Genomic DNA, 24,411 nt, shown 5'->3' with positions numbered 1-24,411 from the left:
GTTAATTTTCCAACCCTTTCATGCCAATAAAATACCGACTAAACTGATAAGCCACGCGCCCAGAGCGTCCACCCCGTTCACTGGCAAAGCGCAAGGCAGCGGCTTTTGCTTCCTCATCAAAGGGCAAACTTGCTTGGGCCAAATAATGCGCACAAATATCTAAATACACAGGCTGGGTCATGGGATGAAACGACAGCCACAGCCCAAAGCGGTCAGACAACGACACGGTTTCATCAATTGTCTCATACGGATTGACTTCATCGGTTTGCCCATTATAAATGCTCACATTGTCTTTCATCAGTTGCGGTAGTAGATGACGGCGATTACTGGTCGCGTAGACCAGTAGTTTGTCTTGCTCGCTATCTAGCGCGCCATCGAGCACGCTTTTGAGTGTGCGATAATTCTCATCTTGCCCATTGAACGCTAAGTCATCACAGTACACCACATAATGACAGCCATGATTGGGCTGGGCTTTATGAAGGTCTCGTACCGCTTGGCGAATCGGCTCTAACATTACCAAATCATCTCGTGACACTTCGATAATACGAAGACCATCCGCTTTATATTGATTGAGCAATGCCCGAATGAGCGACGATTTTCCTGCGCCACGGGTGCCTGTCATGAGTACATGATTGGCAGGTAAGCCTGCTAAATATTGGCGCGTGTTTTGAATCAGTTTATTTTTTTGCACCTCAATGCCAAGCAAATCATCCAACGTCAATCGCAAATCTACGGTTAAAGGCACCAGTTCACCGCTGCCTGTGCGGCTATTGGATTGCCAGCGGTAGGCAAGCACGCTTGGGTCAAGTTGTATGGGCTTGGGCAGCTGCGCCTGTAAAAATTGGGTGAGTAAGTGTTCTAAATGAGCGGGTAAACTAAGGTTAGCGAGTAGACTAAGTTGCGACATACAAGGGTTCTTCTGAATGGTTTTTAAGTGGTTAGTTTTTAAATTAGTGGTTTTTAAATGAGTGGTTTTTAAGCAATTTTGCGGTATTTAGTTCGTATGATAGCAAAACTCCGTTAGATTACCCATTATCTTTGTAAACATTGCAGCATAACACTGGCTTTTTGTTTACAAAAAAAATCAATTCAGTTATAAAGATAGGATTTATGATAAAATTTGTTAAGGAAGATCAATGAATGCGCAACAAGCCATCGCCTTTAGTATCAAACCTCTCACTTTTGCTATTGTCATGCTGGGGATTCACGGCTGTGCCACGCAGCCTAGCGCGAGTCAGCCGCTGTCTCAACGTGTGTTGCAGGCCAACCAAAATTTGCTCAGTCGCCAAAGTTATGCTTATGACTATCGAGTCAATGTGGTGCGCCCGCACTTACGTAGCGCACAAGCGTTAGCTGCAAGCCCTAATCGTTTAAAACTTATCGGGCAGCTGAGCACAGCACAGCACCTTGATGCTCGCCAACAAGCCTTGGTTACAGAGGGGGTCAATCACCAAACCCGTGAACAAAGCGAAGTGGGGCAAGTGATGGATATTTTAACCAAGCGCTTTGAGTTTGCCTCCACAGGTGTGGTAGATCTTCGCCGAGGGCAAATGTCAATCGTGCCTGAATTTCGCTACGTGCAGAACAATGCGGGGGCGTTTATCAAAGTGCCACTAGCGGCTGATTTCGCGCGCTCAAAAGTATATGCTGACTTATCGGGACTCTCTGAGTTTGCTACCGACCCGCAATATGATGGACGCTACATTGAATATGACTATAGCAAACTGCTAAAAGATAAAAAGATAGATAAAAGAGCCTTATTCAAGGTATTTGAACAGATGTCACTGCTAAATGCCACCCTTGCCAAAGAAAGCGATTATCAGACATTGGCTTTGACTACTGAAGATAAAGCCAAAGGTGTGAGCCAGCGCATTGGCTACCGCATTGGCTACAATCAAATGCTAGCAGAGTATTTGCTGTTCTTCCACGTCAATGAGCGCTACCTAAAATCATTCATCAATCCAGCCGATTTTGTCAAAGATGATGAGCTAAAGCAGCTTAGTAGCCTTGTCGTTAGCCCACGGTATCTGATGAAAAAAGCCTTTGACAGCAATGAGTTGGCAAGCGTTGAGGAAAAAGCGTATGAATCTGCCATGCGCCTGTATGAAGCCATTGACAAAATGCGGGCACAATCAGATGACAGCGCTGCTAACCCAGCCAGTGCCGATGCTACAGAGGCAATGGACAGTTTAGAAACCCAAACAGCCACTGACGAGCCAACCACTGATGAGTCGACCAGTGACGAATTGGGCCAAACTGCAAAAGCCTTAGCAGCCTTTGACAAATACCAATCAGACAAATTGGTCAGTGCCGCTGCACTGGCAAAAATCATCGACGCCAATCCGCAAGCGTTTAAAGCGCTGCAAGCTGAGATAAGCAAAGAGGCAAACAGCAGCTTTATGTCAATGGATGACGACATCCGCATCAGCTATGGACTCAACCGCCAAAATCAACTACTCAATATGGTGGCAGTGAGTGATTTGCCATCATTTGAAAAAACCACGCCGACAACCAATCAGCCCAAGACCCAAATGCGCACAGTGGTTAACTTTTATGATTATGGCAAAGCCCGCGTCAATCCTGATATCTTCAACAAGGCAATCACTTGGCAACAAGCATCAAAAGATAATAATCTATGGGCGGCGACAAAACAATCCAAAACCTTTGACAGTGATAAAAATTTAGAAGCCTTGTCCTATAGCCTGCTCAAACAAAACAAAGGGTTTGTCGAGACCTTTGTCACCCTTTATACCTACCAGTTTGTGTTGCAAAAAGATGAAGCAAGCCTCAATGAAATAGATATGGCAGCGCTGAACGCCGCTGCAACCAAACTTGCAAAAATACAAGCCGATAATTATGCGGTCATAAATACTGATAGCCGTCAGCAAAAGGCGGTTACAGACGTTGATGCGTATGTCGATGAGGAACTTGCTGAACATATCGCAGGGATTGTTGATAAAACCTATCGCAATCAACAATACTTGCAACAGATTGCTAGACTTAAAGCGCAAGGCAAATCTGACGCCCAGATATTTAGCCAGTTGTATCAAACTATCAGTGACAAACCCAGCGATGTGGAAAGCGCAGATGCAGTGGCGGCGGAAGCTGCAGTAGACGTTGTTGAGGAAAGCGAAGAACAACAAGCTTGTTCGCTATTGTTGGACACAGATAAACTTGATAAAACATCACGCACCCGCCTTGCTAAAATCTGTGAAAAAATCGACACAGCCACCGCCCAGGAACAGGCAGCGAGCCAGCAATCTAGCTACGCTGATACTGCACCCGTCCGCATGACGGCTGCCGATATTGCCAAGCAAAAGCAGGCGCGCGATAAGTTTAATCAATTACTGGGCGAAATCGCTATCGAAGACATGCAGACCCAAGCCAAGCATATCAGCCTATCTGATGAAGATGATGAGTTAATTGAAAAACTCAAACCTCATTTTGAGGCGAGCTATGATTTTGATTATGATGCCTACAAGGCTGCCTATCAGTTGTTACTTTTGAGTCAATAATCGGGCAAACGAAGCATCAACTGCTAATGACCCATATAAAACAGATAAAAAAAGCGGGATAACTGATGTATCCCGCTTTTTTGTACGTCAATCAATCGTGCCATTTTAACCATGACAGGTTTATAATACGGTACGAATACTTGCCGCTTCATCCAGCATTTTATATAAGTTATTGACTTGCTCGGCTTCTGTCAAATATACATTGGCACGTACGGAGTGGAAACGACCGGTACGCGATGGATTAATAGTCAAACTTGCTAAATCAAATTCAGGAAATAAGCTACCCAAAATTAATTTTACTTCATCGAGTAGTGTCTCTTTGTGACCCTCATGACCGATGATGCTAAGCGGATAATCCATGGGAAAATTCCACAATTCTGGGTGCTGGATATCGGTTTTTTTGCTTTGGATTTTTTGTTCGGTAGCGGTGGTGGCAAGGTTGCTGATGTTAGTTTTTTTGTTGTTCATAACTTGTTCCGTTATTTTTGATTGTAGTTTTCATAAGGGTTTTTATAAAAATTTCAACCGGCGGTTAAGGGTTTTGTTTACTATCAATAAGCGCTGCTTGACTAATCTTTATGAAAAGTGGTCAAGATAAATTGTTCTTTTGTCAGATTTTCATTAATTTGAAAAGTTAAATAAATATTGCTTTCTAAGCGTAGAATGACATCTAGATCATGGCGGTAAATGGTTTTAATTCAATATTTTTTTAGTATTTTATTTTTACTAACAAACTGACAAAATATCACAAATATGATATATTTTATATTTGTTTATTTTTTAAAAATCGGATCTTTTATGCCCCCTCTAAACAACCAAACAAATATCAGTAATACATCATTAACTGATTCTTCTTCATTATTCCCAAAGTCACAATATGATTATTTGCAAGATATCTTATATCATTTGACTACCTATTGTGGTTGCACATCTGACCGTTTAAAACTTATTAATCATGATAACCGACACATCATTCATTTTTTAGAGCCATTTATTATTGTAAACGAGCATCCAAGTTTTAATACTCAAGGATATAGCTTACCAAGTGTTGCCTTTTTTGAGTTCGATGATAATAACACTATTCATCTTTATGTGGGTAACGATAATGGCTATGACTTTACAAACCCCAATATTCACAAAAAAGCTCATGCACCTATTCCGAACTACTTAGAAAATACTAGCCTTGAGCAAAGACGTAATGACAACTTTGCCCATTTTGTTGCCTTACTAACCCAATAATTAATAGAGTTGTTTTTAATTAATCATTTCTTGTTGATATGTGGTTTTGACACATCAACAAACATAAGGATATACGCATGAGTCAAATTGATAACCAATCAACTACAGTAGATAAGTCCCATGAGCAATTAAGTACAGTATTCCATGGTAGTATTGAAGACTGCTGTCAGCTTGCTAAAAGTGAAAAATTGCTCGATAAAGTTCAGTTGGCGTTAGTTTTACACCCAGATAAAGAGGTGCATATGGCATTAGCTTATAATCCAAATATTAACCCTCTGTGTGCGCATATTATCTCAGAAAATCAAAATTTATTGTCTACTTCAAAATATAGCCCTTACCGTATGCCCAACATAGAATTTTTCTTAGAAGATTTTGTAACGGATTATCAAAATTTTTTTGATATTTTAACAGAAGTAGCAAAAGAACATCCTGAATGGTTGATTGAAATTAACGCTAAGAACGATACTGGTAAGAATTATATTTCTAATAACAGAATTTCCGATATAATTTATTTACCGCAAACAATTATTATTCCTGATGAATTTATTTTAGTAATAGCAGATTATCTTGCTAAATTTGATTTTGATATTATGGCTGGTGATCATTTTTTTGCAGGACTAATGAAAAGGCACGGCCTAAGCGATGTTACTAAAATTGAACTAGCTAAAAAAAATATACGACTTGCTTCGCGAACTGATCTAGATGAAATACGAAAAAACTTTAAATTGAATGCTTCCCTACCGCTAAAAGTGGCAATGAAACAGGCAGAAGGGTATTTTAGTTTTTTAAAGTACTAATGGTCTAGTTACAAAGCGTTAGATATAATCCTAACGCTTTTTTATTTAAATTTTAAATTAATCATTCTCTAGGAATGAACGTAGATGTTCAGAGCGAGAAGGGTGGCGCAGTTTACGCAGCGCTTTGGCTTCAATCTGACGAATACGCTCACGGGTGACATCAAATTGTTTACCCACTTCTTCTAAGGTATGGTCGGTAGACATATCAATACCAAAACGCATTTTAAGCACTTTGGCTTCACGTTCGGTGAGGTTGGCCAACACTTCACGGGTAGCTTCTTTTAACCCTTGTGCCGTTGCTTCATCCACTGGGCTTGAGATGCTCGAGTCCTCAATAAAATCACCCAAGTGACTGTCTTCATCGTCCCCAATTGGGGTTTCCATTGAGATGGGTTCTTTGGCGATTTTGAGTACTTTACGGACTTTGACTTCGTCCATCTCTAAGCGTTCGCCCAATTCCTCAGGAGTCGGCTCACGTCCCATTTCTTGTAATAGCTGGCGCGATACACGGTTGATTTTATTGATGGTTTCAATCATGTGCACAGGGATACGGATGGTACGTGCTTGGTCAGCAATCGAACGGGTGATGGCTTGGCGAATCCACCATGTGGCATAAGTGGAGAATTTATAACCACGGCGATATTCAAATTTATCTACCGCTTTCATCAAGCCAATGTTACCTTCTTGAATCAAATCAAGGAACTGCAAACCGCGGTTGGTGTACTTTTTAGCAATCGAGATGACCAGACGTAAGTTCGCCTCAACCATTTCTTTTTTGGCGCGGCGGGCTTTGGCTTCACCCACAGACATGTTACGGGCGACCACTTTCATTTGGTCGATGCTCATGCCAAGATTTTGCTCATGCTGCTGGATACGCCCTTGATACTGTAACACTTCGTCAAGTACCCGCTCTAACGTGTCGGCAAAGGCAGGTTTGCCTGCGATACGGTTAGGGAGCCAGTCAAGGTTGGTTTCATTATGCGGAAAGGTCTTGCGAAACTCATCTTTTGGCATTTTACCGCGGCGAATCACCAGTTTCATGATGTGACGTTCGTTTTTACGCACGTCTTCATACACCTCGCGCATCATATCCATGATATTGTCAGAGACGCGGCTATTGAGCTTAAATAGCATAAAGCAGTTGGCAAGCTCATTCATCGCCGCTTTGACGACGTCGCTATCACGGTCATGAGTGGCTAATAAATCTTTGACCTTGGTGAACAATTGCTCTAATTCTTCAAAGCGCAGACGCACTTCTTCAGGGTCAAGACCGCTCGCTTCTTCGGTATCGGCATCTTCGCTGACGTCGCCATCAGCCTCTTCGATTTCATCGGCGTTTTCAGCTTCATCGTCGAGTTCATCCTCGGCTTTGTCGTCTTTGACTTTGGGTTTGATAATCGGTAACGCGATTTCCACCTCTTCGTCATCGGCAAGGGGAATCACATCAGCGGCTTCAGGGTCAAGAAAACCTGTAATAATATCCGAGACTTTCTTTTCACCTTCAAAGGTTTGGTGGTATTCATTAATGAGCATAGCCACGGTACCTGGCCAAAAGGTCATGGCATGTTGTACATCTCGGATACCATCTTCGATACGCTTAGCAATCGCAATCTCACCTTCACGGGTGAGTAGGTCAACCGTACCCATCTCACGCATATACATACGCACAGGGTCAGTGGTGCGACCTGGCTCAGATTCTACTGAGGCAAGTACCGCGGCGGCTTCATCGACAGCAATTTCGTCATCATCCGCATCATCGCTAAGCATAATGTCGTCTTCATCAGGCGCGGTCTCAAAAATCTTGATGCCAACGTCTGTGAGCATTTGAATAATATCATCAATCTGGTCACTTTCAGTTACTGATTCGGGGAGTTGGTCATTGATCTCAGCATAGGTGAGATAACCTTGCTCTTTACCTAATTGAATCAGCGTGGCTAATTGAGAAGTTGAATGTTCGCTCATGAGGGCTCGCTTTGATATTGGTTAAAAAAATAAATAATGTAATAGCACGACAAATAAGCTAATGACTGTATTTCTTCATTTTTATCAAGGGATACACCCTGCAAATGACAGTCGAGGACTAAATAAAGATTTAGTATGATTAAAAAGCGGTAGTCAACCTATTATTATAACGGATTATATGAGGTTCGCGGGGAGAAAATTAAAGGCAAAGCGGGTAAGTTTTCGCTTTATGCGGCATTTCGCGCAGTTTTTGGCGGGTTATCTTGGTAAATCAATCAATATCAAGCTCGATTGCCCCTCTAACTTGACAACAGCAGGGTAGGATTTCGTCATCGTCTAACATCACGAGCGGCGGGTGAATATAGTCGATACGGGTGTCATGGTGGCGACGGCGGTATTTGAGCTTACAAGTACCGCAATAACCTTCAAGGCATTGGTGATTGGCAGGGATTTTTGAGCGAAGCATGCCTTGTAGCAACGTCTCGGCGTCATGCAGATAAAACTGCGTATTGTTGGTAAAAATCCATGCCATAATCGATTATCTTGCCTAAATAAAATAAGCGTATGACGAATTACAATTCAAAATCATCAAACGCATCATCACTCAGCTCTGCATCAATTTGACCGACTAAGTAAGAGGTGATTTCTGACTCTTGGGGCGCGACTTGCACGTTGTCTGAGGACAGCCAAGCATTAATCCATGGAATTGGGTTGTTTTTAATCGCCGCAAAAATCGGCGGTAAGCCAATCGCATCCATACGTAGATTGGTAATGTACTCGACGTATTGCACCAAGATATTTTCATTCAAGCCAATCATTGAGCCATCTTTAAACAAATATTTTGCCCAAGCTTTTTCTTGTTCAGCCGCGTCTTTGAAAATTTCAATGGCTTGCTGTTGGCAATCTTGGGCGATTTCAACCATGTCAGGGTCATCTTTACCCGATTGCAGCAAATTAATCATATGCTGGGTGCCGTTTAGATGAAGCGCTTCGTCACGGGCAATCATTTTGATAATTTTGGCATTACCTTCCATCAGTTTGCGCTCAGCAAAGGCAAATGAACAAGCAAACGACACATAAAAACGAATCGCTTCTAGCACATTGATAGCCACCAAACATAAATACAATTTGGTTTTAAGCAGGCGTAAATTAACCTCGACGGGCTTGCCATCGATGACATGGCGACCTTCCCCGTATAGGTTATATAGCTGAGATAGTTGATACAGCTCGTCATAAAACTTGGCAATCCCTGTCGCGCGCTCTAGGATAAAAGGATTGTCAACGATATCGTCGAATACTTTGCTTGGGTCATTGACCACGTTACGAATAATGTGGGTATAGCTGCGAGAATGGATGGTCTCAGAAAATGACCATGTTTCAATCCAGGTTTCTAATTCAGGAATCGATACCAGCGGCAGTAGCACGGCATTGGGGCTACGACCTTGAATCGAATCAAGCAAGGTTTGGTACTTTAGGTTGCTTAAGAAGATATGCTGTTCATGCACTGACAAGTTGCTAAAATCCAAGCGGTCTTTGGAAACGTCAATTTCTTCTGGACGCCAAAAAAACGACAATTGCTTTTCAATCAACTGCTCGAAAACAGGGAATTTTTGTTGGTCGTAACGTGCCACATTGACAGGCTGACCAAAAAACATCGGCTCAAGCAATGGGTCATTTTTGGTTTGGCAAAAGATGGAATATGACATAGCGGTGAATCTTCTTCAATCAAAGTTCAAGACAAGTGGCGTAGCAGTATCAGTTAACAAGTAAATCAGCTAACAAATGCATCAACTGGCTAGTATGCTTGGCTATTATAGATAACAACATATAGAAATTGCAATCCACCCAAGGACTTGATTTCTAAGGATAAAATTTATAACATATTGAAATATATAACTATTTGTATATCAAAAAAATAACTAATTAAATTTATTGACATTTGAAAATCTATATATTGTGTTTTTATTTTACCACGCAATAAAAAAGACGACTATTAAAGCCGTCTTTTTGGTCAGATGGGACGATTAGCCAAGATAGGCATTGTACATCCACACCAATTTTTCTTGTTCTTGCACGTACGCAGTCAATTGGTCGGCAGTGCCTTGATCGTCATCTTCATCCGCTAAGTCAATGATTTCGCGTTCTTTAGCGATGGTCATAGTCAGACCCGTTAAAATACCTTTCACACATGCCACACCGTCAGAGACGTTTTTGTCTTCTTTGATGCTTGAGATTTTTAAGAAATCGCTATAAGCATGTAGTGGTGTACCTTGTAAGGTCAAAATGCGTTCAGCAATTTCATCAATCTGGACTTGCAGCGCAGTATATAACTCTTCAAACTTCACATGGAGGGTAAAGAAATCTGAGCCACGCACGTTCCAGTGATAGCCACGCACATTGGTATAGAACACATGATAGTTGGCTAATAAGGTATTTAATTGCTCAACAATGGCGCTCATGTCTGCAGCGGCTAAGCTGATATCACGTGTTTTACTTGAGGCAGATTTGGAAGCAGTAGATTTGGAGGGAGTCACTTTTTCACCTGATTTATCGGTATTGTCTAATTGTTCTGAGTCTTGTTTGGTTGCTGATTGTTTTGTAGTGGCTTGTTTTGCCATGTTGTTATCTCCTAAAATGATGATTTTTATTTGTTTAGGACTTAATTGTAAGCCTAAACAATCTGTTATTAAAATTAATCGTTTTTATCAGTACGTTTAATTTTATCAATTAAAATGTACGGTATTACCCTAAAAATAATATCAAACATTTGGCACAGCTGTGTGCAAATTTGGTAAATAGTTTTGCTTGCTGCCATAAAAAAACTGCAGTTTCTTGGCTGCAGTTTTTGTGATCATCGATAATTAGTTGTTGTCTTAATCTTAATCGTTGTCTTAATTGTTTTCTGGAAAATATTTATCAGTCGGTTTGTCGGTTAAATCAAAACCTGGTTGTCCGATGTTTTGCTGTAAATGATGACGTAGGGTATCAATCGGGAATTTTTGGTTGGCAAGGCGTTTGGGCACGATTTGGCTGCCTTGTTGGCTTTCACCCGTTTTTGGATTTTTGACATCAAACATCATAAAGATATAGTCAGGCGTTTCTTGCCAGTTGGTGACATTGTCCCATTTGATGACCGCTTGCTGCATACCGCTACTACGTACCAAAGGCTGATTGTAGCCGCGTGGCATGGCGGGCATGTTGGGTGCAGGCATGGACATCACTACCCCGTGCTGCTGTACGCCAAGCTTGATTTGTTGCATCTCTGGCGGCATGCTTTGGCTTGCCATTTGTTTTTCAAATTCTCGTTTGACATACCATTTTAGACCGTAGGTACGCGCTAGCAAATAAATCACCACACCCACGAGCATCAACCAAAAAATAATGGTGGAATAACCGTGCACAAAAATCAGACCCAAAATCGCTAGCACCACAATGACTGCCAAAATTGCCCAAGTTTTTGGGGTGATTTTGGTCAAAGTTTGGTTGTTGGCATCAAACAGCTGTAGCTGTGCTTGACGAAACTCGTCCTCGGTCAGATTCAAATCCACAGGTTGTAGGGTGTAAGGGTACAGAGCCATAAACAATTCACTCACTATCAAACGATAGTTACAAAACGATAAAAGAAGGCTTATCTTACCCAACCTTGACCCAAAAATAAACCTAACAACGCACTTTTTGATAAATTTTTGTTTTACCCCAATGCAGCGAAGGGCGAACGCCGATAAGCACATACCGATAAATCGTCAATTTGCCGTGTATTTCTAGTCGCTACCGTGAAAAATCGCTGCAATCTTGGTATCATACATGCTGATATCAACAGCCATTTTGCTGCTTTAACTCAAGTTTGAACAATTTAAGGAACTTATCGCCATGATCGACCCAAAATTACTGCGTACAGAACTAGACACGGTCGCCGAAAAACTTGCCAAACGCGGCTATGAGCTTGATAAAGCATTTTGGCAGCAAGTCGAAGAACAGCGCAAATCCATTCAAGTCAAAACCGAAGAATTACAAGCTAAAAAAAATGCGGGCGCCAAACAAGTCGGCTTGATGAAACGTAATGGCGAAAATACTGACGCCTTAATGGCAGAAATGGCGACCATCAGTAGCGAGATGAAACAAGCGGAAGACGCGCTCAAAGCCTTGCAAGATAAAATTCAGGCGGCAGCTTTAACCATCCCAAACTTGCCTGATGACAGCGTGCCGGCAGGTAAGGATGAAAACGACAATGTCGAAATGCGTCGATGGGGTGAGCCGCGCCAATTTGATTTTGAGGTCAAAGACCATAGCGACTTGGGCGAAGACTTGGGGCTACTTGACTTTGAAATGGCAGCCAAACTGACTGGCTCACGGTTTAGCGTGCTAAAAGGTCAACTCGCCAAACTCAACCGCGCCTTGATTGCCTTTATGCTTACTACCCATACCGACAAATACGGCTATACTGAAATGTATGTACCGTACATGGTCAATGCCGACAGCCTACTGGGTACAGGGCAGCTACCAAAGTTTGAAGAAGATTTGTTCAAATTGCGCGGTGAAAAAGAGTATTACTTAATTCCTACTTCAGAGGTGCCGCTTACCAACAGCGTGCGTGACAAAATTCTAGACCCCGAAGCGTTGCCAATAAAAGTCACTGCCCATACCCCCTGTTTTCGTAGTGAAGCGGGCAGCGCAGGACGAGATACCCGTGGCTTGATTCGTCAGCACCAGTTTGAAAAAGTGGAAATGGTACAAATCACCCATCCAGCGCAGTCAATGCAAGCCTTAGAGGACATGACAGGACAAGCGGAATATATCTTGCAGCAGCTTGGTTTGCCGTATCGGGTGATTGTGCTGTGTGGCGGTGATATGGGTTTTGGCGCGGTTAAGACCTATGATATCGAGGTGTGGCTACCGTCTCAGACTACCTACCGCGAAATCTCTAGCTGCTCAAACTGTGGCGATTTCCAAGCGCGCCGTATGCAAGCGCGTGTCAAAGATGGCAAAAAAACCGAGCTGGTACATACCCTAAATGGCTCAGGTCTTGCGGTGGGTCGTACTCTGCTTGCCATCATGGAAAACTACCAAAATGCGGATGGTACGATTACGGTGCCTGAAGTGTTACGTCCGTATATGGGCGTTGATGTGATTGGTTAGTGATAAAATTGAAAAAACAGCCAGTTGCTTGACTGGCTGTTATTATCCGAATCTCAGCTCTTTTTTCCAAAGCCCAATAGACACTAGGCTGATAACTTCTGGTTATAAAGTTATTAAATTTTTAGCATATTAAAATTAATAAACTACAAAAAGTCGAAAGTGATGTTGGTTATCATCTAAGTAATTGAATAATTTTAAATTACAGTTTTAGTCGAGGACTCTTTGCTAGTTTATACTACTAGGTTTAATATTATAAGATAATTTTTTTTGGTAGTTAAACTAACGTAATTGCTTTGTAAGAATAAGGATAATTTATGACTGATTTTTCAATAAGAGATATTTTAACACAGATAGATAAAGGAAATTTAAGAATACCAGCTTTTCAAAGAGGTTTTGTGTGGGATGCTGAAGCAGTGGCATTTCTAATGGATAGTATTTATAAAGGATATCCATTCGGTAATATTCAATTGTGGCGAACAAAAGAGAAATTAATTTCTGAAAAAAAATTTGGACCTTTTCAATTATTTGAAAGAGATGAAGAATATCCAATTGATTACATTCTAGATGGTCAGCAAAGAATTACTTCAATATTTGGTGTTTTCCAAAATAACCTTATGCCTTCGGAAGGCGAAGAAAATCCTTTTAAAATTTATTTCGACCTATTAGCGAATGAAGGTTCTCAAGATAGTCAGTTTGTATTTTTAGATAATTCTGAAAGTGAACACGATAGGTATTTCCCGTTGAATTGTCTGTTTGATTCAATTGAATATAGATTAGAAACTGAAAAAATAAAAAATAAAACTTTAATTCAAAAAGTTGATAAGTTACAAGAAATTTTCAAAGAGGCGAAAATTCCCTATCAAACTTTAGCCACGGATGATAAATCAAAAGTTGCAATTGTTTTTGAAAGAATTAATAGACAAGGTGTTCCACTTGATACTTTACAATTGTTAACAGCTTGGACTTGGAGTGAAAATTTCGATTTACAAGACAAATTTGAAGAATTAAAAGAAACGCTTGAACCTTTTGGGTTCGGTAGTTTAGGTGAAAATGTAGACTTAATACTTAAAATTGGTTCTGCTGTCTTGACGGGGAAGCCAACTTCAGAAAGTCTAATTGAGATGAATGGGAATGAAGTTAGAGATAGATTTGATGAGATTATAAATGGTATTGAGGGAGCAATAGATTTTATAAAAAACGAATTAAAAGTAGCAAACATTAAGTACTTGCCTTATGAGCATCAATTAATTCCTTTATCAGTTTTCTTTTCAAATAAAGGTAATAAACATTTTAATTATAATAGTACTCAAAGGGAAGTTCTACTCAATTGGTTTTGGAAAACAGCATTCAGTAATAGATACAGTGCGGGTACAAATGCTAAACTTTTTGAAGATATAACTGAAATTATTAAACTCAAAAATAATGAAGCAAATAATTTATCAAATATCAACGTAACTTTAACGAAAGAATTTTTTAAAGAAAATAAATTCACCATGGGAACTGTAAACACAAAGACTCTAATATTGCTCTTAGCTGCAGTAAATCCTTTAAGTTTTATAACAGGCAGTACAATAACACTTGAGAAAGTGTTAAAAGATTATAATAGAAAAGAATTTCATCATATTTATCCAAAAAATTATCTAAAAAAATTGAATAAAAACGATAAAGAAATAAATTGCTTAGCAAATTTTTGTTTTCTTTCACGTAGTGATAATAAACAAATTAGCGATAAAAAGCCTTCTGAGTATAGAGCGCTAATGCCTGAGGATAGTCGTGAAATTTTTGAGTCAAGTTTTATTGAAGAAAGTTCTTTTTTATCTGATGATTTTGAAAATTTCATAGAAAAGCGTTCTGATTTAATCTTAAAATTTGCTATAAGTAAAATTGCATAAACTTAATCAATAGTTAAAAGCCGAGCAATTATTATATTACTCGGCTTTTTTGATTTAAAAAAATAATTACGCCACTTCACCCTTTAAGAAGTCTTGCGCGAATTTCTGCAATACGCCACCTGCTTTATAGGTATCCACTTCCGCTTGGGTATCAAGACGGCAGGTCACAGGCACTTCAAGCGGCTGCGAGCCTTCTTTATTAATCACCAGCGTCAAATCACAGCGTGGCGAAATGTCACCAATCACATCATACGTCTCAGTACCATCTAGCCCTAGCGTGATACGCGTCGTCCCAGCTTTAAATTCAAGCGGCAGCACACCCATACCGATAAGGTTGGTACGGTGAATCCGCTCAAAGCCTTCCGCCACAATCGCTTCCACCCCAGCTAGGCGTACACCTTTGGCAGCCCAGTCACGGCTAGAGCCTTGACCATAGTCCGCTCCGGCGATGATAATCAGCGGTTGCTTGCGATTCATATAAGTCTCAATCGCTTCCCACATCCGCATCACTTGACCTTCAGGCTCAACGCGAGCCAGTGAACCTTGTTTGGTACTGCCATCATCATTTTTCACCATTTCATTGAACAGTTTTGGATTGGCAAAGGTCGCACGTTGCGCGGTTAAATGGTCGCCGCGGTGGGTGGCATAGCTGTTAAAATCTTCTTCGGGTAAGCCCATTTTTGCCAAGTATTCGCCTGCTGCCGAGCTTGCCAAAATCGCATTGGACGGTGACAAGTGGTCGGTGGTGATATTGTCAGGTAAAATCGCCAATGGACGCATACCTTTGAGGGTGCGTTCGCCCGCTAGCGCGCCTTCCCAGTAGGGTGGACGGCGGATATAGGTTGACATGGGTCGCCAGTTATATAGTGGGCTGTCGGCTTTTTCGCTGCGGTCAAGATTGAACATCGGGATATAGATTTGACGGAATTGCTCAGGTTTGACGTGTTTTGCCACAATCGCGTCAATCTCTTCATCCGATGGCCAAATGTCGATAAGGCGAATCTCTTTACCATTAACCACGCCAAGCACGTCTTTTTCGATGTCAAAACGAATCGTCCCTGCAATCGCATACGCGACGACTAACGGCGGGCTTGCCAAGAAGGCTTGTTTGGCATATGGATGAATACGTCCGTCAAAGTTACGGTTGCCTGACAACACCGCCGTGGCATACAGGTCACGGTCGATGATTTCTTGCTGAATTGCTGGATCTAACGCACCCGACATACCGTTACAGGTGGTACAGGCAAATGCCACGATACCAAAGCCCAGTTTTTCCAGTTCTGGCAATAGGTTAGCGTCTTGCAAGTACAGTTCAGCCACTTTTGAGCCAGGGGCGAAGGATGATTTCACCCAAGGTTTACGGGTTAAGCCAAGTTCGTTGGCTTTTTTGGCAAGTAATGCCGCTGCCACCACGTTACGAGGGTTAGAGGTATTGGTACAAGAGGTAATCGCTGCGATAATCACGGCGCCGTCTGGCATTAAGCCGTTTTCTGATTGTGGTACAGCTTCGCCCTCTGCGTGAGCGATACCTTTGGCGGCAAGCTCATCGGTTGATACACGCGCATGGGGATTTGAAGGACCTGCCATGTTACGGGTCACGAGTGACAAATCAAACTCAAGTACACGCTCATAGTCGGCATTGACGAGATCAGATGACCAAAGCCCTGCAGTTTTGGCATAGTTTTCCACCAGTTCGACTTGTTTGTCTTCACGCCCTGTGAGGCGTAAATAGTCGATGGTTTGCCCATCAATATAAAATAACCCTGCGGTTGCACCATATTCTGGGGTCATGTTGGCGATGGTGGCACGGTCACCGATGGATAGGCTATCTGCGCCTTCACCGAAGAATTCCACATACGCACCGACCACGCGCTCTTTACGCAAAAACTCAGTGAGTGCAAGTACGATATCGGTGGCGGTGATGCCTGCTTGGCGTTTGCCTTTGAGGTGTACACCTACGATATCAGGCAGGCGCATCATCGATGGGTGACCGAGCATCACGGTTTCTGCTTCCAGTCCACCGACACCCACCGAAATCACGCCCAGCGCATCCACGTGCGGGGTGTGGCTGTCTGTGCCCACGCAAGTATCTGGGTAGGCGATGCCGTTTTGGACTTGGATAACAGGTGACATTTTCTCCAGATTGATTTGGTGCATGATGCCGTTGCCTGCGGGAATCACATCGACGTTTTCAAAGGCAGTCTTTGTCCAGTTGATAAAGTGAAAACGGTCTTCGTTGCGGCGGTCTTCGATGGCGCGGTTTTTTTCAAATGCATCTGGGTCATAACCCCCACATTCCACAGCGAGCGAGTGGTCAACAATCAGCTGAGTTTGCACCACAGGGTTGACCTTGCTTGGGTCGCCGCCTTGCTCGGCGATAGCATCACGCAAGCCTGCCAAGTCCACAAGGGCAGTTTGACCCAAGATGTCATGACACACCACACGCGCAGGGTACCAAGGAAAGTCTAACGTACGCTCACGGTTGATGAGCTGTTTGAGCGCAGCGGTCAGTTCATTTGGGTCGCTGACTTTACGCACCAGTTGCTCGGCTAAAATACGCGAGGTGTAGGGGAGTTTGTCATACGCGTCTGGGGTGATGTCATTCACCGCTTGGCGGGTATCAAAGTATTCCAAATCAGAATTGGGTAAGGGCTTGCGGTATTGGCTTGTCATTTGGCTTAACCTTAAAATTAATAATCCATTAGAAAAAAAGCCCTTCAAATCAATGGGTGAGCTGACCTGAAAGGCTTTTTATACGATTAAAACGCTAATTATTGGCGCTCATCCAGCGGTACAAATTTTTGATCGTCTGGACCAGTGTAGTTGGCTGATGGACGGATGATTTTGCCGTCAGCACGTTGTTCCATGACGTGTGCTGCCCAACCTGTGGTACGAGCGATTACGAATAATGGGGTAAACATCGCAGTTGGTACGCCCATTTTGTTGTAGCTTACCGCTGAGAACCAGTCCAAGTTCGGGAACATTTTTTTGTTGTCCCACATCACGGTTTCTAGGCGTTCTGCCACATCAAATAAGGTCATGTCGCCCGTTTCTTTGGATAAATTACGCGCAACTTCTTTAATTACAACGTTACGTGGATCGCTTACCGTGTAAACTGGGTGACCAAAGCCGATGATGACTTCTTTCTTCGCTAAGCGATCAAGGATGTCTGTTTCTGCTTCGTCAGCCGTGCGATAACGTTTTTGGATGTCATACGCCACTTCATTGGCGCCGCCATGTTTTGGACCTTTTAATGCACCGATTGCGCCTGAGATGGCGGAGTACATATCCGAGCCAGTCCCTGTGATCACGCGGCTGGTAAAGGTTGATGCATTGAACTCATGCTCAGCGTATAAGATGAGCGAGATGTGCATGGCTTTGATATGCGATTCACTGGGTGCTTCACCCTGTAGTAGCTCAAGAAAGTGACCACCAATGCTGTCTTGGTCACTCTCAAGGCTGATGACTTTGCCATTGTGGCTGTAGTGGTACCAGTATAGTAGCATTGAGCCTAATGAGGCGATAAGCTTGTCAGCGATATCACGGGCTTCTGAGGTAGGTTGGCTTTCACGCTCAGGCAAGGTGCAGCCCAGTGCCGATACGCCGGTACGCATCACATCCATCGGGTGGGCGTGGGCAGGCAAGGCTTCTAACACCGCCAGTACATTGACCGGCAAGTTACGCAGGGTTTTGAGTTTTTTCTTGTACGCCGCTAGCTCATGACGGTTTGGCAAATGACCATGAATCAGTAAGTGTGCCACCTCTTCAAACTCGCTGTCCTTTGCCAAATCCAAAATATCATAGCCACGATAGCTTAAGTCATTGCCTGTACGCCCTACGGTACATAGGGCAGTGTTACCGGCTGGTACCCCTGATAGGGCAACGCTTTTTTTAGGTTTTGGTTTGTTGTCGCTAGCGTCTGTCACTGGGGTGTCTTTTGACATGGTAAAACTCCTTTTTAGCTTTATTAAATGTTTGGCATTAAGTGTTGAGCATAGTTCGCCAATTATTTTTTTGATTTAAATAATGCGTCCAATTTTTGCTCGTATGAATGGTAATTTAAGAAATCATACAATTCCATGCGGGTTTGCATGGTGTCGACCACGGAAGTTTGTACGCCTTCATCTTTTAACGCTTGGTAGACATTGAGGGCGGCTTTATTCATCGCACGAAACGCAGATAATGGATAAAGTACCATGTCAACGCCCACGTCAAACAGCTCTTTGGTGCTGTAAAGGTCGGTTTGACCAAACTCAGTCATATTGGCAAGGACAGGAATGTCTAACACGTCGGTAAATTTGCGGTACATGGCGATATCGGTCAATGCTTCAGCAAAAATCATGTCCGCGCCTGCTTCTTGAAACGCCACCGCACGTTCAACCGCAGCATCCAAACCTTCCACTGACAGCGCATCGGTTCGTGCCATCACCACAAAATCTGGGTCAACTTTGGCATCCAGCGCAGCTTTTAGGCGGTCAACCATTTCAGCGGTTGAAACGATTTCTTTGTTTGGGCGATGACCACAGCGTTTTTGCGCCACTTGGTCTTCGATATGGACCGCGGCAACACCTGCTTTTTCCATTTGTTTGATGGTTTGGGCGATATTAAATGCGCCGCCCCAACCCGTATCGATGTCAACCAATAATGGCGTGTCAACCGCATTGGTGATACGGGTGGCATCGGTCAATACATCGTTAAGGCTCGTCATACCGAGGTCAGGCAAACCGAATGAGGCGTTAGCAACACCGCCACCTGAGAGATAAATCGCTTTATGACCGACTTGGCTTGCCATCATGGCAGTGTAAGCATTGATAGTGCCAACGATTTGAAGGGGACGACCTTCGGCTTTTTCAGACTCGATGGCGTCACGAAATTTGCGACCTGCAGAGATAGGTGCCATGTTGCTTCCTTTTTACATGATTGAAGGGGAAAATAGCAAAGTTAGTGTTAATCAGCCCTGATTTAGGTTTAGGTTAGGTTATTTGCTGCTTTGCCTTAGTATATCCATAAGTATACGCACAAAAAAATTCTCTGTCAGTACGCGATTTTTAAAAACTAAATTAAGTAAAAATAACAGTATGCTAAAAATGAATAGTAAACTTCTATTTTTACATAATTAGCCGCTCTAACTTTTAAAAGGTGAATATTTTGCTCAAAATGTCGATTGTTTGTTTACATTTATTTACAATAAACAGGTGCTCGTTGCTACATTCTTCTAAAATAAGTTTAGCAAACTAGGCATGATATACGGGTTAAAATTTGAGGAATTACTTATGGCACAATCAACGTTACCGAGTCATATTAAGCAACTGGTCGATAAAAAAAACTACGTCATCGCCATCAAAACCCATGCACAAGAACAGGGGATTAGCTTAGATGAGGCAAAACAACAAATTGATGCGTATGAAAACCAAGCGTTAGCAGCAAACAGTCAAACACCGCCTACTGCCCATCCTGCGCCATCAGTAGAGACTAAAGAGCAAGGCTTTAGCACATTGACACAAGGGCTTGATAATCATCTCAAACAAGAAAATATCACCCTACCGTTATTGCCAAGATGGGTGAAACGCGTGAGTGTGATTATATTGGTCATCCTGATAATAGGTTGGTTGTTTTATCGATTATTTAAATAATTAATTGTTCAAATAATTGCGGGTTTAGATGATAAGCACTGCAATAAAAAAAGCGTATGACAATTCAATACGCTTTTTTAATGAAATGCTCGTGTTGTTGGACTGCAATCAATTGCCAATTTGCATATATTTTTGGAAGTTTTCGGCATAATCATCGATATTATCCGACAGCATACGCTCAAAATTCTTGGTAAAGTGCTCAATAATGTCTTGTTTTTCTTTGGCGTAGTCACTGCCTTTGACAAAGCCCGTTGCCGCTGTCCATGCGCTAAAACGCGCGACTGCATACAGCATTGAGGCATTGATTTTACCTGCGTGTATATCATCGGTGCGAAGGGTATTGGCAAGCTGGATAAACTCATCAGCGCGCTCATAAAACGCATTCATTTCTTCGGTGATTTGGTTGGTGTTTTCGCTCATAATTTTTCTCTACAATTTTCTACCATCAATTAAACGTTAAAAAGGTGCGTAAAACGCACCCTACAAATCTTGTATTTCGTCAATAAAATTATAAACCCGCGTCTGCTCTCAGTAGTGCCGCGCGGTCGGTACGCTCCCAAGTAAAAGCGGTTTCAGTGCCTTGGCGACCAAAGTGACCATAGCTCGCTGTTTGCTCATACATGGGCTGGAGTAGGTTAAGCATACGCGTGATACCATACGGACGTAAATCAAAATGCTGGCGAATAAAATCGACAATCTTGTCATCGCTGATTTTGCCCGTGCCAAACGTGTTGACAGAGATAGAGGTTGGCTCTGCCACCCCAATGGCATAACTTACTTGAATTTCACAGCGTTCCGCCAGTCCTGCCGCTACGATATTTTTGGCAACATACCGCCCTGCATAGGCTGCACTGCGGTCAACTTTTGACGGATCTTTACCTGAGAACGCACCGCCGCCGTGACGCGCCATGCCGCCATACGTGTCGACGATAATTTTACGACCCGTCAAACCTGCATCCCCCACAGGACCACCAATCACAAATAACCCGGTTGGGTTGATATGATACTTCGTGTCCTTGTGCAGCATGGCAGCTGGGATGACAGGCTTGATGATTTCTTCCATCACCGCTTCATGCAAGTCTTTTTGCGAGATACTTGGATCGTGTTGGGTTGATAGTACCAGCGCATCAATAAACGCAGGTTTATCGCCATCATAGCGTACCGTGACTTGCGCTTTGGCATCGGGACGCAGCCAAGCTAATGTGCCGTCTTTACGCAATTGAGCTTGCTTTTCCATCAAACGATGGGAAAACTGAATAGGGGCAGGCATCAACACATCCGTCTCATGGGTAGCATAACCAAACATCAAACCTTGGTCACCGGCACCTTGCTCTTCAGGGCGCGAGCGGTCAACGCCTTGGGCGATTTCGGGAGATTGTTTGCCAAGCATATTGATAACCGCACAGGTGGCGCCATCAAAGCCCAATTCTGAGCTGTTGTAGCCAACGCGCAGGACGGTATCACGCACGATTTTTTCAAAATCAACATTGGCGGTGGTAGAGATTTCACCCGCCAGCACCACGCCGCCTGTTTTGGTCAAGGTTTCGCACGCCACACGCGCATGGATGTCTTGCTCAAGGATGGCGTCAAGGATAGCATCAGAGATTTGGTCAGCGAGTTTGTCTGGGTGACCTTCACTGACGGATTCAGAGGTAAATAGTTGATATTCACGCATTTAATTTTCTCATTACATTAAGGGTGATAGAAAATTAATCGCTTTGCAAACCTATCTCTATTTTACATTTTAAAACGAGAACAAAGCAAAAATAGAAAGTCACGGACTGCAATACAGCACGAGCAAGTTTGCAAAATGATTAACGAAAAAATGATTAATATGACTAATAGCAAAATGACTCATACAAGTCATTGCCGCTACAGTGGAAAAAGTCAGGGGATATTATAAGGGATTTTGCCAAATTAACCTAATGCTTTTAAATGCCTAACTGGAATAGGCTAATGGGGTAATTTTAACAAATTTGATGAGGGCTGGTTTGTTAATGGGTGGTCTTTTTCGATATAACCCGTCACTGATACAATATTTCGCGTTATTTTGCTTTAACTTCTTACCCATCAACCCCATTATTTACCCATCTGTGACTACTATAAAGACAATAAAATGCGACCACCTCAATCTTCCCGCTCCGAACGTGAACTTAGCCAACTTGCCCGCCAAATCCAAGATGATGCCCAAATCACGGGTGTCAATGCCAGTGGCACCCAAATCTCAAGTAAACCTTTTGAGATGGTGACCGAATTTGAACCCTCAGGCGACCAACCGCAAGCGATTGCCAAATTGGTTGACGGTGTCGACAAAGGCATGCACGGTCAGTTGCTCTTAGGGGTGACAGGCTCAGGTAAAACCTACACCATGGCAAAAGTGATTGCCCAATGCCAGCGTCCTACCATTATCATGGCACACAACAAAACTCTTGCTGCCCAGCTATATGGCGAGTTTAAGGCGTTCTTTCCCCACAATGCTGTGGAGTATTTTGTCAGTTATTACGACTATTATCAGCCTGAAGCGTATGTACCTGCTAGCGATACCTTTATCGAAAAAGACAGCGCCATTAACGACCATATCGACCAAATGCGACTGTCCGCCACGCGTGCGCTACTCGAACGTCGTGACGCCATTATCATTGCATCGGTGTCTTGTATCTATGGTTTGGGTGACCCAGAAAGCTACCTAAAAATGCTCCTCCATATCGTGGTGGGTGACAAAATCGACCGCACTGCCATGCTCAAACGCTTGGTGGAGCTGCAATATACGCGTAACGAGCTTGACTTTGGGCGAGGTACTTACCGTTTGCGTGGTGAAGTGCTAGATATTTACCCCGCTGAGTCTGAACAGCTTGCGGTGCGTATCAGTATGTTTGATGATGAAGTGGAAAAAATCACTTGGTTTGACCCGTTGACAGGTAAGAACGTGCGCAGTGTGCCACGCATTACCATCTATCCAAAATCTCACTACGTGACCCCACGAGACAAGCTCGAAAGAGCCAGTGGCACTATCAAAGCTGAGCTTGAACAACGCCTTGAGTATTTTCGAGCGCATGACAAACTGATTGAAGCGCAGCGTATCAAAGAACGCACTACTTATGATTTGGAAATGATTCAACAGCTTGGCTACTGTAACGGCATTGAGAACTATTCGCGCCACTTATCGGGACGTCCTGCGGGTGAAGCACCGCCGACGTTATTTGACTATATTCCGCCCGATGCCTTGTTATTTATTGATGAAAGCCATGTAACCGTGCCACAAGTCGGCGCGATGTATAAAGGCGATAGAAGTCGTAAAGAAACCTTGGTCAATTACGGCTTTCGCCTGCCATCTGCGATGGATAACCGCCCGCTGATGTTTGAAGAATGGGAGCGTATTACCCCTTCTACCATTTTTGTGTCGGCGACCCCTGCCCAATACGAGCTTGAGCACAGCGAACAGGTCGTTGAGCAAGTGGTACGTCCGACCGGTCTAGTTGATCCTCAGCTTGAGATTCGCCCTGTCTTGACCCAAGTTGATGATGTGCTATCAGAAATCAACATTCGTAAAGCCAAAGATGAGCGAGTGCTGATTACCACGCTCACCAAACGCATGGCAGAAGACTTGACCAGTTATCTAAAAGAGTACAACATCAAAGTCGCTTATCTGCATTCGGATATCGACACGGTGGAGCGGATGAAAATCATCCATGAACTGCGCACAGGTGTGCATGATGTGCTGGTCGGTATCAACCTGTTGCGTGAGGGCTTGGATATGCCTGAGGTGAGCTTGGTGGCGATTTTTGATGCGGATAAAGAAGGCTTTTTACGCTCGGAGCGTTCGCTCATTCAGACCATCGGTCGTGCCGCGCGTCATGTCAATGGTAAGGCGATTTTGTACGCTGACAGCATTACCCCAAGTATGCAAAAGGCGATTGAAGAAACTGAGCGTCGCCGTGCCAAACAGATGGCGTATAACGAAGAACATGGCATCACGCCGACATCCGCTCGCCGTCAGATTACCGACAAAATCGACACAGGCGAGGCAGAAGCCCCGAATGATAACCAAGCGATTGCGGTCACTCATGCGTTCCCCGATGTGGATATTTCGATTTTACGTTCGCCTGATTTGCTGGCCAAAGAGATTGCACGGTTAGAAAAAGAGATGAAAGCCTTGTCGCGTGATTTGAAGTTTGAGGAAGCGGCAAAAGTGCGCGATAAAGTGGTAAGCCTAAGAGAGTTTGTGTTGCAATGATGA

19 protein-coding genes are annotated in these 24,411 nt (G+C 43.2%); 7 read left to right on the top strand and 12 right to left on the bottom strand.

Features of this window, described 5'->3' with window-relative positions; all coding sequences use genetic code 11:
• Nucleotide 1 precedes the first annotated feature (1 nt).
• Nucleotides 2-907 carry an ATP-binding protein gene (locus RTL34_RS05045; RefSeq protein WP_312115094.1) on the bottom strand — a complete coding sequence of 302 codons (906 nt, stop codon included), beginning with the start codon at nucleotides 905-907 and terminating at the stop codon, nucleotides 2-4.
• Between the two features lie 229 nt (nucleotides 908-1,136).
• Between RTL34_RS05045 and RTL34_RS05040 the strand changes: the two genes are divergently transcribed.
• A complete protein-coding gene (locus RTL34_RS05040; protein ID WP_312115092.1) occupies nucleotides 1,137-3,515 on the top strand; it encodes a hypothetical protein in 2,379 nt (792 codons plus the stop codon).
• Nucleotides 3,516-3,635: 120 nt separating this feature from the next.
• Here RTL34_RS05040 and RTL34_RS05035 read toward each other — a convergent pair whose 3' ends face one another.
• Nucleotides 3,636-3,983, bottom strand: a complete 348-nt coding sequence (locus tag RTL34_RS05035; protein WP_312115090.1) for a YbeD family protein — start codon at nucleotides 3,981-3,983, stop codon at nucleotides 3,636-3,638.
• A 330-nt stretch (nucleotides 3,984-4,313) separates the two neighbouring features.
• Here RTL34_RS05035 and RTL34_RS05030 point away from each other — a divergent pair, with 330 nt between their 5' ends.
• Entirely contained in the window at nucleotides 4,314-4,754 is a 441-nt protein-coding gene (locus RTL34_RS05030; protein ID WP_312115088.1) for a hypothetical protein, read from the top strand.
• Nucleotides 4,755-4,831: 77 nt separating this feature from the next.
• A complete protein-coding gene (locus tag RTL34_RS05025; RefSeq protein WP_312115086.1) occupies nucleotides 4,832-5,551 on the top strand; it encodes a hypothetical protein in 720 nt (239 codons plus the stop codon).
• 57 nt (nucleotides 5,552-5,608) lie between these two features.
• On the opposite strand, the gene rpoD is transcribed toward RTL34_RS05025, so the two are convergent.
• The 5 genes from rpoD to RTL34_RS05000 form a co-directional block, all read right to left on the bottom strand.
• Nucleotides 5,609-7,513 (bottom strand): RNA polymerase sigma factor RpoD, encoded by a 1,905-nt coding sequence (gene rpoD / locus RTL34_RS05020; RefSeq protein ID WP_203172040.1) that lies wholly within the window; start codon nucleotides 7,511-7,513, stop codon nucleotides 5,609-5,611.
• Between the two features lie 271 nt (nucleotides 7,514-7,784).
• A complete protein-coding gene (locus RTL34_RS05015; protein WP_128682112.1) occupies nucleotides 7,785-8,045 on the bottom strand; it encodes a 2Fe-2S iron-sulfur cluster-binding protein in 261 nt (86 codons plus the stop codon).
• Nucleotides 8,046-8,085: 40 nt separating this feature from the next.
• On the bottom strand, nucleotides 8,086-9,219 hold the full coding sequence (gene nrdB, locus RTL34_RS05010; protein WP_312115078.1) for a class Ia ribonucleoside-diphosphate reductase subunit beta: 1,134 nt from the start codon (nucleotides 9,217-9,219) through the stop codon (nucleotides 8,086-8,088).
• Nucleotides 9,220-9,537: 318 nt separating this feature from the next.
• Nucleotides 9,538-10,131: a Dps family protein gene (locus tag RTL34_RS05005; RefSeq protein WP_409418194.1), complete on the bottom strand. Its 594-nt coding sequence runs from the start codon at nucleotides 10,129-10,131 to the stop codon at nucleotides 9,538-9,540.
• 273 nt (nucleotides 10,132-10,404) lie between these two features.
• A complete protein-coding gene (locus tag RTL34_RS05000) occupies nucleotides 10,405-11,091 on the bottom strand; it encodes a YcxB family protein (RefSeq protein WP_076774109.1) in 687 nt (228 codons plus the stop codon).
• Nucleotides 11,092-11,383: 292 nt separating this feature from the next.
• On the opposite strand from RTL34_RS05000, the gene serS reads away from it, so the two are divergent.
• A complete protein-coding gene (gene serS, locus RTL34_RS04995; protein WP_312115073.1) occupies nucleotides 11,384-12,649 on the top strand; it encodes a serine--tRNA ligase in 1,266 nt (421 codons plus the stop codon).
• A 314-nt stretch (nucleotides 12,650-12,963) separates the two neighbouring features.
• Nucleotides 12,964-14,541 carry a GmrSD restriction endonuclease domain-containing protein gene (locus tag RTL34_RS04990; protein WP_312115069.1) on the top strand — a complete coding sequence of 526 codons (1,578 nt, stop codon included), beginning with the start codon at nucleotides 12,964-12,966 and terminating at the stop codon, nucleotides 14,539-14,541.
• 66 nt (nucleotides 14,542-14,607) lie between these two features.
• Here RTL34_RS04990 and acnD read toward each other — a convergent pair whose 3' ends face one another.
• From acnD to prpB, 3 genes are all read right to left on the bottom strand, one after another.
• Nucleotides 14,608-17,214, bottom strand: a complete 2,607-nt coding sequence (acnD, locus tag RTL34_RS04985) for a Fe/S-dependent 2-methylisocitrate dehydratase AcnD (RefSeq protein WP_312115066.1) — start codon at nucleotides 17,212-17,214, stop codon at nucleotides 14,608-14,610.
• A gap of 98 nt (nucleotides 17,215-17,312) precedes the next feature.
• A complete protein-coding gene (prpC, locus tag RTL34_RS04980; RefSeq protein WP_312115064.1) occupies nucleotides 17,313-18,485 on the bottom strand; it encodes a bifunctional 2-methylcitrate synthase/citrate synthase in 1,173 nt (390 codons plus the stop codon).
• A 62-nt stretch (nucleotides 18,486-18,547) separates the two neighbouring features.
• Nucleotides 18,548-19,441, bottom strand: a complete 894-nt coding sequence (gene prpB / locus RTL34_RS04975; protein ID WP_050325521.1) for a methylisocitrate lyase — start codon at nucleotides 19,439-19,441, stop codon at nucleotides 18,548-18,550.
• 373 nt (nucleotides 19,442-19,814) lie between these two features.
• Between prpB and RTL34_RS04970 the strand changes: the two genes are divergently transcribed.
• Nucleotides 19,815-20,174 (top strand): hypothetical protein, encoded by a 360-nt coding sequence (locus RTL34_RS04970; protein ID WP_159676441.1) that lies wholly within the window; start codon nucleotides 19,815-19,817, stop codon nucleotides 20,172-20,174.
• Nucleotides 20,175-20,282: 108 nt separating this feature from the next.
• Here RTL34_RS04970 and RTL34_RS04965 read toward each other — a convergent pair whose 3' ends face one another.
• Nucleotides 20,283-20,594: a DUF3144 domain-containing protein gene (locus tag RTL34_RS04965; protein WP_050325523.1), complete on the bottom strand. Its 312-nt coding sequence runs from the start codon at nucleotides 20,592-20,594 to the stop codon at nucleotides 20,283-20,285.
• Between the two features lie 88 nt (nucleotides 20,595-20,682).
• Entirely contained in the window at nucleotides 20,683-21,849 is a 1,167-nt protein-coding gene (gene metK, locus RTL34_RS04960; protein ID WP_007115720.1) for a methionine adenosyltransferase, read from the bottom strand.
• A gap of 441 nt (nucleotides 21,850-22,290) precedes the next feature.
• Between metK and uvrB the strand changes: the two genes are divergently transcribed.
• Entirely contained in the window at nucleotides 22,291-24,408 is a 2,118-nt protein-coding gene (uvrB, locus tag RTL34_RS04955) for an excinuclease ABC subunit UvrB (protein ID WP_312115053.1), read from the top strand.
• Nucleotides 24,409-24,411: the final 3 nt, after the last annotated feature.

It is taken from the genome of Moraxella sp. CTOTU47915 (genome assembly GCF_031986685.1).
Classification (GTDB): Bacteria; Pseudomonadota; Gammaproteobacteria; order Pseudomonadales; family Moraxellaceae; genus Faucicola; species Faucicola tetraodonis.
This window is presented reverse-complemented; position numbering and strand designations above follow the sequence as displayed.